At 65.5% G+C, this 13,586-nt stretch carries 10 protein-coding genes; 4 read left to right on the forward strand and 6 right to left on the reverse strand.

What is annotated here, in order from left to right; all coding sequences use genetic code 11:
• Positions 1–7: 7 nt before the first annotated feature.
• Positions 8–1,837, reverse strand: coding sequence for a long-chain-acyl-CoA synthetase (locus J2887_RS00285; RefSeq protein ID WP_227173275.1), 1,830 nt, complete (start codon positions 1,835–1,837; stop codon positions 8–10).
• A gap of 271 nt (positions 1,838–2,108) precedes the next feature.
• Between J2887_RS00285 and J2887_RS00290 the strand changes: the two genes are divergently transcribed.
• Positions 2,109–3,149 carry an AraC family transcriptional regulator gene (locus J2887_RS00290; protein ID WP_227173277.1) on the forward strand — a complete coding sequence of 347 codons (1,041 nt, stop codon included), beginning with the start codon at positions 2,109–2,111 and terminating at the stop codon, positions 3,147–3,149.
• A 3-nt stretch (positions 3,150–3,152) separates the two neighbouring features.
• Here the strand turns inward: J2887_RS00290 and J2887_RS00295 are convergent, their stop codons facing one another.
• Positions 3,153–4,865, reverse strand: coding sequence for a diguanylate cyclase domain-containing protein (locus tag J2887_RS00295; protein WP_227173278.1), 1,713 nt, complete (start codon positions 4,863–4,865; stop codon positions 3,153–3,155).
• Positions 4,866–5,094: 229 nt separating this feature from the next.
• Here J2887_RS00295 and J2887_RS00300 point away from each other — a divergent pair, with 229 nt between their 5' ends.
• Complete coding sequence (locus J2887_RS00300) at positions 5,095–6,576, forward strand: cytochrome-c peroxidase (protein WP_227173279.1); 1,482 nt, start codon at positions 5,095–5,097, stop codon at positions 6,574–6,576.
• 24 nt (positions 6,577–6,600) lie between these two features.
• Here J2887_RS00300 and J2887_RS00305 read toward each other — a convergent pair whose 3' ends face one another.
• Entirely contained in the window at positions 6,601–7,209 is a 609-nt protein-coding gene (locus tag J2887_RS00305; RefSeq protein ID WP_324197235.1) for a histidine phosphatase family protein, read from the reverse strand.
• Positions 7,210–7,211: 2 nt separating this feature from the next.
• A complete protein-coding gene (gene cobT / locus J2887_RS00310) occupies positions 7,212–8,267 on the reverse strand; it encodes a nicotinate-nucleotide--dimethylbenzimidazole phosphoribosyltransferase (protein WP_227173281.1) in 1,056 nt (351 codons plus the stop codon).
• Between the two features lie 118 nt (positions 8,268–8,385).
• Between cobT and cbiB the strand changes: the two genes are divergently transcribed.
• Positions 8,386–9,321, forward strand: coding sequence for an adenosylcobinamide-phosphate synthase CbiB (cbiB, locus tag J2887_RS00315; protein WP_227173283.1), 936 nt, complete (start codon positions 8,386–8,388; stop codon positions 9,319–9,321).
• Positions 9,318–10,337: a threonine-phosphate decarboxylase CobD gene (cobD, locus tag J2887_RS00320; RefSeq protein ID WP_227173284.1), complete on the forward strand. Its 1,020-nt coding sequence runs from the start codon at positions 9,318–9,320 to the stop codon at positions 10,335–10,337. Before cbiB ends, cobD begins: the two co-directional genes overlap by 4 nt.
• 24 nt (positions 10,338–10,361) lie before the next feature.
• On the opposite strand, the gene J2887_RS00325 is transcribed toward cobD, so the two are convergent.
• Both J2887_RS00325 and J2887_RS00330 read right to left on the reverse strand, forming a co-directional pair.
• Positions 10,362–11,549 (reverse strand): hypothetical protein, encoded by a 1,188-nt coding sequence (locus J2887_RS00325; RefSeq protein WP_227173285.1) that lies wholly within the window; start codon positions 11,547–11,549, stop codon positions 10,362–10,364.
• 25 nt (positions 11,550–11,574) lie between these two features.
• Positions 11,575–13,545 (reverse strand): TonB-dependent receptor plug domain-containing protein, encoded by a 1,971-nt coding sequence (locus tag J2887_RS00330; protein ID WP_227173287.1) that lies wholly within the window; start codon positions 13,543–13,545, stop codon positions 11,575–11,577.
• Positions 13,546–13,586 lie beyond the last annotated feature (41 nt).

The raw sequence follows: 13,586 nt of genomic DNA on the forward strand, positions 1-13,586 counted from the left end.
GAACCCCTCAGAAGTGATGCTGGCCCCGGTCAATCTCCTGCTGGCGGGTCTGATCCAGACGGCTGTAGGTCTGGGTTCCGGGGAGCCAGACAAACACCGGATCGGCCACCTTGGCGAGGTCATAGCCCTGGGCTTTGAGCGGGGCCTTCTTGTGCTTGAAGGTGCCGGTCTTCTCAACGTCCTTGCTGATGCGCAGGAACACCGGCACCGCGTAGGCAGGTAACTGCTGGCGCAGGCTCTGCAGCAACTGGCCGAAATCGAAGGCGTCGAGGTTGCAGTCCAGGCGGATCGAAGCCATACCGGCGCGACCGTTGGTGCCCGGGATCTCCACCCCGTAGACCACCGATTCGCTGACGTGAGCGCAGCCGTCGGTAATCTGTTCCACCTCGGTGGTGGACACGTTCTCGCCCTTCCAGCGAAACGTATCCCCCAAGCGGTCGACAAACTGGGCGTGCTTGAAGCCGATGTCCCGCATCAGGTCGCCGGAATTGAACCACTGATCGCCCGGCTCGAACACATCCCGCAGCACGCTGCCCTGGGTTTTCTGCTGATCGGTGTAGCCGTGGAACGGGGTCTTGGCGGTGATCTGGCCGATCAGCAGGCCCGCCTCGCCCCGGGCGACGCGGATCATCCGGCCACGCTGGTCGCGCAGCGGCGCCTCCTGTTCCCGGTCGTACTTCACGATGGCGTAGGGAAACGGACACAGGCCAACCGTGTTGTTGAAATTCAGCAGGTTGGTAAACCCGATGTTGCCCTCACTGGAGGCGTAGAATTCCATCACCCGGGCCACGCCAAAGCGGGTTTTGAACGGCTGCCAGATCGAGGGCCGCAGGCCATTGCCCACCATGATGCGGACCTCGTTGCGGTGGTCCTCCGGCGATGCTGGCTGTTCCATCAGGTAGCGGCACAGCTCGCCAACGTAGCCAAAGCCGGTGGCGTTGTGCCGGCGAATGTCGGCCCAGAAGTTGGAGGCGCTGAAGCGGCGGGCCATGACCAGCGCGGCATTTCCCGCCAGTACCGAGCCCCAGCACACCGCCAGCGCGGTGGCGTGGTAGAACGGCAGGCACACATACAGGCGGTCGCGGGCTGTCAGTTTGACAGCGGCAAAGCCGAACGAGCCATAGGCCTTCATGAAGCGGCCATGATTGAACACCACCGCCTTGGGCATGCCGGTGGTGCCCGAGGTGTAGATGTAGAAACACGGATCGTCGGCGCGGATCTCGTCAACGCTGGCGGGGGTGGTCTCGGAACACTGTGCGATCAGGTGTTCCAGGTTCTGCCAGTCAATCGGCGGCTCGGCGCCGTTGCGGTACACCTCGGTGTCCGGCACGTAGTAGCAGTTCTCGCGGGACAGCGATACCGCGTCTGCGACGTCGTTGTAGGCGCCGACCAGCTCCTCACCGACGATGGCCCGTTTGGGGGCAACCAGGTTGATGCTGTGGGCGAGCACCTTGCCACGCTGGGCGGTGTTGACCAGGGCGCTGACGGCGCCAATCTTGGCGCACCCGGCAATCACCGCGAGCAGTTCCGGACGATTCTCCATCATCACCACCACCGCGTCGCCCTTGCGGATGCCGCTGGCGTGGAGAAAGTTGGCGATGCGGTTGGACCAGCGACTGAAGGCCTCGTAGGAAATCTCCCGCCCCTCGAACACCACCGCCGGCCCCTCGGGGTTGCTGGCGCGGCAGCGCTCGAGGCACCGGCCGAGGCCAACCGCCCGGGTCTTGTCGGTGGTGTTGCCGATCCGCAGGCCTTTGACCAGGCCCGGGAGTCCGGACACCAGTTGTGGCACCTTGGCGGCGAGCTGGGGCAGGGTTATTACATCCTCGTGCTTCATCGACAGTCTCCTCGTTTGCGCTTTCGTCGGTCCCGGGCGGAGGCAGGTCTGCGCCCGCCGGGGCGTTGTTATGGGCTTGTTGTGATTGGGAAAGGGCGGGTTGTTGTTCTGAGGATCTATTCTAGGTCGCTGTTAACTTTGGAATTAATGTCGACTTGTCTTGTCGGGGTGGCAATTTGTCTCACGGTTGTGAACCAGGACGCGCGCCGGTCAGCGCCGTTGCGATTACCATGGTGTCTGGTGAAGATCGCGATAACCCCGGAGGCGTAGCTTGAAGGCAACAGAGTCTTTAACGGTATCGTCGGTATCGGTGCTGGATCTGTATGAGTCGCTCCGTGACGAGGGTTACGTCGGTGAGCGTGACGTGGCCGACCTGCTTCAGGCCCGCTCGGCACTGCTGGATGTGGAGGGCCGCTGGCCCGCCGAGACGGTGGTGCGGCTCTGGCAACTGGCGATTGCCCGTGGCGCCAGCTGCGATGTGGGTCTGCGGGTGGGGGAACGCCTCAACGACAACCACCGCGGCATGCTCTCCAACCTCATCATCAGCGCGAGTACCCTGGGTGAGGCGGTGCGTCTGTTCCAGCGCTACCTGCCGGTGATGAGTCAGGTGGATACGGTAGCGGTGCAACCGGTAGCGGCGGGCCTCAAGCTCAGCTACGGCTTCCGTGACCCACGCTTCTACAGCGGTTTGTCGGTGGCGCGCAGCATGAGCGCGGCGGTGGCCTGGGCCCGATACCTGACCGGCCAGCCGATTGAACCTGTGGCCGCTCACTTTCGCGCCGATACCGTTCGCCGGCCGGAGGAATACCGAAGGGTGTTCGGCGACCACTGCCGCTTTGCGATGACGGAAGATGCGCTGGTGCTGGCCACTGACGACCTGCAGCGGCCGCTGCGTCAGGCCAATCACTATGTTCACACCATCATCCGCGATCGGGTGGAGGACGTGCAGAAACTGCTGGTCAGGGCCGACGGCCTGGCGGACGTGGTCCGGCAGGTGATCGCAGACGATCTGCACCGCGGTGGCGTGACCTCAGAGTACGTCGCCAGCCGGCTCAACATCAGTCGTCAGACCCTGCACCGGCGACTGAGCCGTGACGGCGTCAGCTTCCGGAGCCTGCTGGCGGACACCCGGCGAGAGCGCGCGCGGCGTTATCTGAAGCAGGGCGACGGCAAGATCGAACACCTCAGCGAGCTGCTGGGTTACAGCGAGCCGAGTGCCTTCTTCAAGGCGTTCCGGAGCTGGTTCGGCTGCTCACCCCGACAGTTCGCCCTGATCGAGGCGCAGCGGCGCTCATCCGGGCCGCAGGGCTGATCCTCACTCCGTTGACAGCGCTTCACCGGAATCGATCATGACCTGGTTGCGACCCTGCTGCTTGGCCCGGTACAGCGCCTGATCGGCCCGCTTGAGCACGCCGTCCAGGGTGTCCTCGGCGCTGGCCTGGTAGCCGCCGATGCTGACCGTCACCGGCAGTGCCATGGCCCGTCCCTGCTGCTCGATGTTCACCCGCACCCGCTGGGCGGTGTGTTCCAGGGTGAGGGCGTCGCAGGGCGACAGAATCACCAGGAACTCGTCGCCACCCCAGCGCCCGGCAATGTCGTAGGGCCGCAGGCAGGCCCGTAGCCAATGGGCGACGTCGCAGAGAATGGCGTCGCCGGTCTGGTGACCACGTTCGTCGTTGATGGCCTTGAAGTGGTCCACATCCATCCACAGCACGCCGAAGCCGCTGCCCTGGCGGTAGGCCCGCTCGATTTCAGTGGCCAGGGCCTCGTCCAGCGCGCGGCGGTTGCCCAGGCCGGTCAGGGCGTCGATCCGGGCCAGTCGGTGTAACTCCTCGGTGCGGCTGGCGACCTGGGCCTGCAGGTCCTCGGTGGAGGCCTGCAGGGTGCTGGCCATGTCCTCGAAATGGCCGCTGAGACGGCCGATCTCATTGTCTGGCTTGGGCAGATTGCCGGTGCGGAAATTGCCCTCGCGCACCTGTTTGACCGCCCGTTCCAGCGCCACGATGGGGGTGAGCACCCAGCGCCGGACCAGACCGTGGAACAACAGCAGGGATACCAGCAGCGCAGCCAGGAACACCGCCACCAGCGGCCACAGGTAACTCACCGGCAGCAGGGTGTCCAGATCCAGCAGGGTGATCTCGAACCAGCCGATGGCCGGCAGGTAGGCCACGCCTGCTAGGTGGCGATGGCCGTCAATGGTGACGAAGCTGCTGGCCACGGCGCCGCTGTCGCCGCCGCGGTTCTTCAGCATCTGCAGCATGCCCAGTACTTTCTGCTGATCCTCCGGCGCCTCGAACAGCAGATCCACGGTGTTCTTCTGGCCTTCGGGTTTGATGATGCTGGCAAAGTCGATGTAGTTGCGATCCCGATACAGCTGGATGGCGCCGTTGAAGTCAACGAACAGGGTGGTGATGCCCTTCTGGCCGATGTCGACAATGTCCTGCAGAAAGCGATCCAGCTCCAGGCCAGTGCCCACCATGCCGAGAATCTGGCCACTGTCATCGCGCACCAGCACATCAATCCACAATTTGGTGACCCTCAGTTCTTCGTCCGGGTTGACGTTGAGGTGGAAATCCCGGCCCTCCTCAATCAGCCGGAAAAACCAGGCGTCGTCCGGGTCGTTGGGGTCAAGCTGGTAGCGCAACTGCTGGCCACCGAACTCGTTGTTGGCGTTGTTGAAATAGTACTGCCGGTTCTTGCGCAGGGCGACGAAGTAGGTGTTGTCGCGGAAGTTGCTGCGGAAGCTCTCCATCTGGCGAATGGCGGCGGTCTTGAGGGCCGGGTTGTCCGGCGTTGCGGCCCACTGCTGGATCGCCACCGAGTCCGCCATCTGCCGTGCCAGCCCGATTTCCCGCTCCAGCGACTGCAGCAAGCGGGCGCTGTCGTAGCGTACCTGGATTTCGGCCACCTGTTGGCCCCAGCGCTCAATGATGTCCTGGGACAGCGCGCGGTAGGCCAGCCAGGAGGCGGCAGCGGCCACAACCAGCAGAGTGGTGGCCAAGGTCAGGATGCGGGCGTTGAGGCTCAAATGGTTCGTCCCCGGAAAATGCGGTTGTTTTCATCATAGTCCACGGTCTGGCCGCGAGTGGCCGACGGTTATGGCGAAAGTCGTGGCTGAGGCGATGGTTGCAATCGTGTCTGGATACGTGACGTAACGAAAGGCTAACGATTTCATTCCTGAAATAATAGTTTCATGTCGATTGATGCGGCAGAATTGGCCCTGACAGAACATGACAACTTGGTAAGGAATCCAGGCATTGAAACATAATAACGACACCAAACTGATGACACTGCTGGCGGCAGCGCTGCTCAGCGCCTGCGGTGGAGAGAGCGATTCAACGACAACGGACACGGCGCTGAATCAGCAGGTGCGGGCGCTGGCAGACAGCCAGGGCCTGACCGGTGACCCCAGTCAGGGGCGGGCCCTGCCCAGCATTGAGTCGCCCCAGGCCCAGCTGGGCATGCAGCTGTTTTTCAGCAAGGGCTTGAGCGGTACCCTGGACACCGCCTGCGTTTCCTGCCATCACCCGTTCCTCGGCGGTGGTGATGACCTGCCGCTGTCGGTGGGTGTGGAGGCAGACCTGCCGGACCTGCTGGGTCCCGGGCGACTGCATTCCAGCGCCGGCCATCATTTCGACGGCGGCCCTACGGTGCCTCGTAACGCCCCCTCCACCTTCAACATTGCTTTTTACGACGATGTGCTGTTCCACGACGGCCGGGTGGAGAGTCTCGACAAGACGCCGGGCCTCAGCGGTGCCGGTGGTGGCATCCGTACCCCGGATTCGCCGTTTGGCGTGGCGGACCCGACCGCCGGCGATAATCTGGCTACGGCCCAGGCCCGTTTCCCGGTGACCTCGAAGGAGGAAATGCGGGGCTTTGAATTTGAGGCCGACGGCGATAACACCAGTGTGCGTGATCACCTGGCGTCACGGCTGCGGGGCGAGGTGGTGGCGTTGAGCGGCAACACCTGGCTGGAGGCCTTCCGGACCGGCCTGGAGCAGCCGGCGGCCAGCGCTGAGACGTTGATCACCTATGACAATGTGGCTGCGGCCCTGGCCAGCTACCAGAACTCCCAGGTGCTGGTGGACAACCCCTGGCGGGCGTTCCTGGCGGGAGATGATGACGCCATCGGTTCCGACGCCAAACAGGGTGCCCTGCTGTTCTTCACCGAGGTTGCCAATGGCGGCGCCGGCTGCAGCGGTTGCCACCAGGGCGATTTCTTCACCGATGAGCAGTTCCACGTGGTGGCAATGCCGCAGATCGGTCGCGGCAAGGGCGATGGTGCGGATGGCACGGACGACTTTGGACGCTTCCGGGAAACCGGTAATCCCGATGACCGCTACGCCTTCCGCACCCCGCACCTGCTCAACGTGGCGGACACCGGCCCCTGGGGCCACGCTGGCGGGTATGGCTCACTGGAGGCGGTGGTGCGCCATCACCTGAACCCGCGCCAGGCCATGGCCCGGTACGACGCCAGTCAGCTCGATCCCTCGATCCAGGTCAGTAACCTGCAGGCCAATACCGGGCGTGCCCTGGACCAGCTGGATGCGCTGCAGGCAGCTGGCAAGTCAAAACTGGTGACGGCGGCGCTGGATGATGACCAGGTGCAACAATTGGTGGCGTTCCTGAACGCCCTGACGGACCCCTGTGTCACCACCCCGTCGTGCATGGCCCAGTGGATTCCTGAAGATGCCCTGCTGGACCCGGACAGCCTGCGGTTGCACGCCGAGTTTCAGTAACGCCGACGCTGTTGCGGTTGCGGTCTAACCGTGCCGCAACAGGCTCTGGTAGCAGCTGGTATCGGTGTGGTCGACCCGGACCTGGCTACGGCAGGCGTAGGGCACCGCCAAGCCGGCGAAGGAGCGGGCCAGGGGAATGCCCAGCACATCCGCCAAAATCATTCGGATGACCCCGCCGTGGCACACCACCAGCGCCCGCTGGCCGACCAGTTCGGTGCGCCAGTGCTGCCAGCCCGCCAGCACCCGCTGCTGGAAAGCTTCCAGGGCTTCGGCTCCGGGCGGGGTATTGGCCACTGGGTTGTCCCAGAACCGGGATAAGCGGTCGCCATCGCGCGCCAGGATCTGCTCCGAGGTCAGCCCCTCCCAGTCACCAAAACCAATCTCCCGCAGCCGTGGTTCCACCTGCAGCGGCAGCCCGCGTTGCTGCGCGACCTCCTCGGCAAAGCGGATACAGCGCAGCATGGGTGACGCCAACACCACATCCCAGTGATCGTCCGCCGCCACCGCTGCCCGCATCTGCTGCCAGCCGGTGTCGCTGAGCGGATCGTCCTGGCTGCCGCGGAATTTTGGTCCACCCTCGGGCTCGCCGTGACGCATCAGATCCAGCCAGGTGGTGATCGGGTCCATCGCCATGATCAGTCCTCCCGGTTGCTGACGCCGGCATCGCGGAACGTCGCCATGCTGTTGTGCAGGCTGCAGGCCGCCCGCAGCAGGTTGACCGCGACCGCGGCACCACTGCCTTCGCCGAGCCGCATGCCCAGATCCAGCAACGGCCTGGCCTCCATCGCTGCCAGTACCCGGTCGTGGCCGGGTTCGGCGGAGCGGTGGGCGAAGTGCAGCCAGGCCCGGGCACCGGGCCGTTGCCGTACCGCCACCAGGGCTGCCACCGAGACGATGAAACCATCCACCAGCACCGGAATGCGGCGGGCCGCGCAGCCCAGCAGGGCACCGGTGAGGGCGGCAATCTCCAGACCGCCGAGGGAGGTCAGCACCGCCAGTGGGTCGCGATTGTCACCATGACGCTGCAGGGCACGGCGGATCACCTCGGCCTTGTGGCTGACGCCGGCAGCGTCCAGTCCGGTACCGGGGCCGGCCAGCGCCTCCGGATCGTCACCCAGCAGTGCACAGGCCAGTACCGCGGCGGTGGTGGTGTTGCCAATGCCCATGTCGCCACCGATGAACAGCTGCGCACCGGCACTGGCGGCGCGTTCCGCTACGGCGTCACCGGCGCAGAGGGCGGCGGTAACCTGATCGTGAGTCATGGCCGGCTGTTGCGCCAGGTTGGCGGTGCCTGGCGCAATCTGCAGGTTGTTGACACCGGGCAGGTGTCCCAGGGGTTCCACCGTGCCCAGGTTGAGCACTTCCAGGGTGGCCTCGAGGTGGCGGGACAGCACGCTGATGGCGGCGCCGCCTTCGGCAAAGTTGGCGATCATCTGCCCGGTGACCGCCTGGGGAAACGCCGAGATGCCTTCGTCACAGACGCCGTGATCGCCGGCAAACACCGCCATGTGCACCTGGTCGGCTCGCGGGCGGTGAGTGGCCTGCTGCGCCGCCAGGTCAACCGCCAGCTGTTCCAGCCGGCCCAGGGAACCGGGGGGCTTGGTCAGCAGCTGTTGGCGATCGAGGGCCTGTTGGCGATAGGCAGCGTCGGGAACAGGAACGGGGGAGGTCCAGCTTGCAGGCAGGGTCATGGCAGGTTTGCTTCCGGAAAGATGTAAACGATTGATGGTCGTATCCGTGCCCGGGAGTGTCAAGGCCGATCACGTCTCAGTTAAACTGGGCGACTGTTTCGCCTCCGGGAATTCCGCTGTGTTGTCGCTCACCGCCACCGCTCTTGCCTGTGTCATTGCCCTTGTTCTGGACCGTCTGTTGGGAGAGCCCCGACGTTGGCATCCGCTGGTGGGATTTGGCTGGCTGGCCGGGCGGCTCGAAGCCCGGCTCAATCGGCCTGGATCGGCGCCGGTTTGGCGGGGCCTGGTAGCGGTCCTGCTGGCGGTGGTGCCGCTGACAGCGGCGGCAGCGTTGGTGTTTGTACTGTTACCGCCCAGCGGTCAGCTGGTGTGGGCCAGCGTGGTGCTGTGGCTGGCGCTGTCCCTGCGGGGACTGACAGAACATGGCGAGGCGGTGGCGATTCCGCTGGCTGCGGGGGAGTTGGCGCAGGCGCGTTGCCAGGTGGGCCGCATTGTCAGTCGCCAGGCCGAGGCGCTGGATGACCGTGGGGTCGCGGCGGCGGCCACCGAATCGATGCTGGAGAACGGCGCCGATGCGGTCTTCGCCAGTCTGTTCTGGTTCCTGGTGGCGGGGGTGCCCGGGGTGGTGGCTCACCGGCTGGTCAACACCCTGGATGCCATGTGGGGCTATCGCAACGACCGCTTCCTTTACTTTGGCCGCGTCGCGGCGCGGCTGGATGATGCCATGAACTGGCTGCCGGCCCGGCTTACCGCGCTCACCTACACCCTGCTGGGCCAGTCGGCCACCGCCTGGCGCTGCTGGCGTACCCAGGCCGCCAGCTGGGACAGCCCCAATGCCGGACCGGTGATGGCCGCCGGTGCCGGCGCCCTTGCGGTTACTCTGGGCGGGCCGGCACCTTACGCCACCGGCATCAAGTCGCGGCCAGTACTGGGCGCGGGTGGGCCTCCTTCGGCAGCCTCCATCACCGCCGCCATTGCCCTGGTGCGGTGGGGAACCTGGCTGTGGCTGGCGGTGCTGGTGCTGCTGGCGGCGATGGTGGAGCTCGTGCAATGAGTGAGCTGCACCATGGTGGTCGCCTGAATCAGGCGGTCCGGGACTGGGGCATTCCCCGCGATCAGTGGCTGGACCTGTCCACTGGCATCAATCCGGTGGGCTGGCCGGTGCCGGCGCTGCCTGCGGCGGTGTGGCAGCGTCTGCCGGAGCCGGACGACGGTCTGGAGCGCCAGCTGCAGGACTGGTTCCAGGCGCCGTCCCGGGCCGCCCTGCTGGCCGTGCCCGGCAGCCAGTGGGCGATCGAAACCCTGCCCCGGTTGCGGGCACCGTGCCGGGTTGGGGTGCCGGAGCCCGGTTACGCCGAACATCGTCACCACTGGGCCAGTGCCGGCCACCAGTTGGTGCCGGTGCCGCTGGCCCAACTCGATGAAGAGGACGACCGCTGGCTGGAGGCACTGGACGTGCTGGTGTGGATCAACCCCAACAACCCCGGCGGCCAGGCGTGGCCCGCCGCCGCCCTGCGGCGCTGGCATCGGCAGCTGGCGGCCCGGGGTGGCTGGCTGGTGGTGGACGAAGCGTTCGCGGATGGCCAGCCGGCGCTGTCCCTGGGGTCAGCCACCGGCGTACCGGGGCTGGTGGTGCTGAAATCCCTGGGCAAGTTCTTTGGTCTGGCGGGGGTGCGGGCCGGTGCCGTGGCGGCTGATCAGGCGTTGATTGACCAACTGGCCGCTCGCCTGGGCCCCTGGGCCCTGAGTGGTCCGGCGCGTTGGGTCATGGCCCGTGCGCTGGCGGATTGGCGCTGGCAGCAGGCGACCCGGCAGCGACTCGGGGTGGACAGCGAGCGTTTGGGGCGGCTGTTGCAGGATCGGGGACTGACGGTGACTGGCCGCACCCTGCTGTTCCAGACGGTGCACTGTGCCGGTGCCGCGGAATTGGCGCAGCGACTGGCGGCGGCAGGCATTCTGGTGCGGGCGTTTCCGCCCTCCGCGGTGCTGCGGTTCGGACTGCCGGGCAAGGAAGCCGACTGGCAGCGGCTCGATGACGCCCTGTCCCAGTGGCAGGCAGAGACGCGCTAACGCGCCTCTGCCAGTGGTGACGTTTTACTCGCCGTCGATTTCAGTGAACGCCACGCCTGTAGGCAGCAGGGTGGTCTGGATGAAGGCCTGTTCGCTGTTGTCGGCGGTGGCGAGGATGCGGATGCCCGGGTTGTTGGCAGTGGCATCGGCCAGCCACAGGTTGCCTTCGGGGCTGAGTTCGATGTCGCGGTAGTCGCCACCGGCGTAGTTGGCGACCGTGGTGAACTCGATGGTGTCGGCGGACGGGTTGAAGCTCTGCAGCGTGGTGTCTTGCCAGTCGGCGTAGCTCAGCACGTAGCCCTGGGTGTCGCTGACGATCACCAGATCACTCAGCAGATCGTCGGTGTCGGCGTCGGCAATCAGCGGCTCAATGGCGAAGGTCTCCGGATCGATGCGGTCGACACCGGTCTGTTCCTTGGTGTCGTAGCTGCCGGTGTTCTTCACCAGAATACCCAGGTCTTCGTGGTACTGGATGCCGCCGGGGTTGCGACCAATCAGCGGAATGCCCTTGAGGCCATTCTCGCCCATGCCGGTGTCGATTTCAGTGTCAGTGTCGGTGTCGAACACGGCCACGTAGGCGGTGTTGGTGGGGTCGTATTCCGAGTCCAGCCGCTGCAGGGTGATAAACAGCTTGCCGTCCACCACCACGCCGGAGGCCATGTTGGGCGCGCCCTGGGTGTTGTCAGGCAGGTAGCCGGAGAGATCCAGGGTCTCGCCGGAGAAGAACTCGTCCTCGCTGGTGGCGGACGGATTCACGATCCACGCTTCGCTGGTGTTGTAGCGCAGCAGGTAGGCCTTGGTGTCGTTGACGAATACCAGGGCGTAGGGGTTGGAGGAGGCGGTGTCGCCGGCACTCAGGGTGGAGTACTGCCAGATCTCCTGGGCCGGGTTTGCCACGTCCACTTTCTGCAGGGTGTCGATGTTGAAGCGGCCAAAACGGTAGTAGTGCTGGCCGCGGGCGGTGACACCAATGTCGGAGCCGGTGGGGAAGTAGGCACCGGAAGCCACCGGGTCCGTCTCGCTCATGTCGATCAGTTCGACGGCGCCGGAGGTGAAATCAGATGCTACGGTGGAAACCACACCAACAAGGCGGGCGTCCTGGCCTGGCTTCAGCGGTGTGCTGTCGTCAGAGGAACCACAACCGGCAAGGGTCAGGGTGAGGGCAAGGCCGCCGGTGCCGAGCAGGCTGCGCAGGGAAATGGGTGTGTGCATGGATGTCTCCTTGGAATAGGTATCGTTAGAGGGTGTGTGTCAGATTGAGGAACCAGCTTCGGCCCTGGCCGGGGAAGCGGTTGAAGTCCTGGTACAGCTCGTCGGTGAGGTTACGGACTTCCAGGCGAACGTCGGTCTGCTGGCGGTTGTGCCAGGTGTGGCGCCAGCTGACGCCGGCGTTGACCAGCTGGCGGGCGTCGGCGGCCAGCAGGTTAGCGGCGTCATAGTAGAGATCGTCGTCGTACTGATAGGACAGGTCGACTTCGAAGGGGCGTAGTTGCCAGCGGCTGCTCAGCAGCAGGGACTGGTGATAGATCCCCGGCAGCTGCTTGTTGTGACGATCCCGCACCGAGGCCGAGGTGTTTTCGGAATCCTGGACGGTGGCGTTGGCGGCCAGGCGCCAGTCAGGCGTCAGGTGCCAGGCGGTGTCCACCTCCACTCCCATCACGTCGGCGGACAGGTTGACGTAGCGGCCCACGCCACGGGCGTCGTAGATCGCTGCCACCGCCGGGTCCAGTTCGCGCCGGTACCCGGTCACCTCGATGTGACCCCAGCCCCGGTCGGTACGCACCGACAGTTCGGCATTGTTGGACTCTTCCGCCGCCAGGTCCGGGTTGCCCACAAACAGGCCTTCCTGGCCGTACCGCTCCTGCAGTGTGGGAACACGGACCTGCCGCGACAGATTGGCAGACACTACCCAGCTGTCGCCCAGGTAGCGGCTCAGACCGAGCTGCCAGCTGTGGTAGGCGTCGTGGCTGGAAACCCGTTCGGTGCTGCCGTCTCCCTGGCTTTCATCGGAGGTGTCGTCGACATCAAACCGCCGCAGCGACGCCTGGGTGCGCCAGCGATGGTCGTCGCTCTGCCACTGGTGGCCGAGGGCGGTGGTGAGCTGGCGGCGTTCACGCTCATCGGCGCGGTCGGTGTCCAGGCGGTCGTCCTGGTCGTAATCAAACTGGCTGATGTCGACGGTGGCACTGACGGTGTGGCTACCCAGCAGCAGGCTCGCCGTGTTCACCAGGCCCAGTCGTTGGCTGTCGGTGCGGACATCGGCGGTCCCCAGCCCAACCAGACCATCGCGATTGTCATAGCGGTCGCTGGCATCGCTCCAGATCAGCCGGTGACTGGTGTGGAGGCGGCCATTGGCCCAGCCCTGCTGGCGGTAATGCAGTTGGGTGCGGACGGTGTGACCGCTGAGACGGGCGTGGTTGTTGCGCCAGTTCTGGATGGTGGGCACGCCCTTGTCGTGATCACTCCACTGGATCAGGGCGTCCAGCGCACTGGTGTCGCTGATGGCCCAGCCCAGTTTGGTGCTGGCGTCGGTCTGCTCGTAGTCGGCATTGCGACGGGTGGTCTCGCGGCCGTCGTTGGGGTTGAACCAGTCGCGCTCATTGGGGTAGCGGAAGTCGTTGTCGCTGCTCTGACGATTGAGCGACACCCAGTAGTAGACATCGTCATGGCTGTCGCTGTTGAACACCCCGGCCTTGTCGGTGCCGTTGGCGCCGAGGCCCAGGTTGAGGCGGGTCTGGGCCTCGGTGTCCCGGCCCAGGGTTTCCATGATGACCACACCGCCGATGCCGGCGTGGGCAAACTGGGCGGGGGCGTTGCCGGGATAAACCTGGACCCGGCGGATGTCGTTGAGGGTCAGCTGGCTGATGTCGACGCCGCCGGTAACCGGGTCGTTCAGCAGCATACCGTCGACCACCACTTGCACCTGGCGGCTGGTGGAGCCTCGCAGCGACAGCGCCGAGTAACTGCCCAGACCGCCGCTCTGGCGGATCTGCACACCGGTCTGGTCCCCCAGGGCGTCGGCCAGGGTGACGGTGCGGTTGGCGAAGTGGTCCCGGTTGATGATCCGTACCGGGCCGGTGGCCTCGGCCGGGTCAATGTCGGCGGCGGAATTGATTCGGGCCCCTTCCACCACGATGAACGGCAGTTCGTCGGCGGAAACGGGCAGGGCCGCGGCACTCAGCAGCAGGCCGGCAGTTAGACAACGCATATGGACAGCAGCACCCAGGGCAAGCCGGTCGATAGAACGGT

The organism is Marinobacter sp. CA1 (assembly GCF_020546665.1).
GTDB classification, from domain to species: Bacteria; Pseudomonadota; Gammaproteobacteria; order Pseudomonadales; family Oleiphilaceae; genus Marinobacter; species Marinobacter xestospongiae.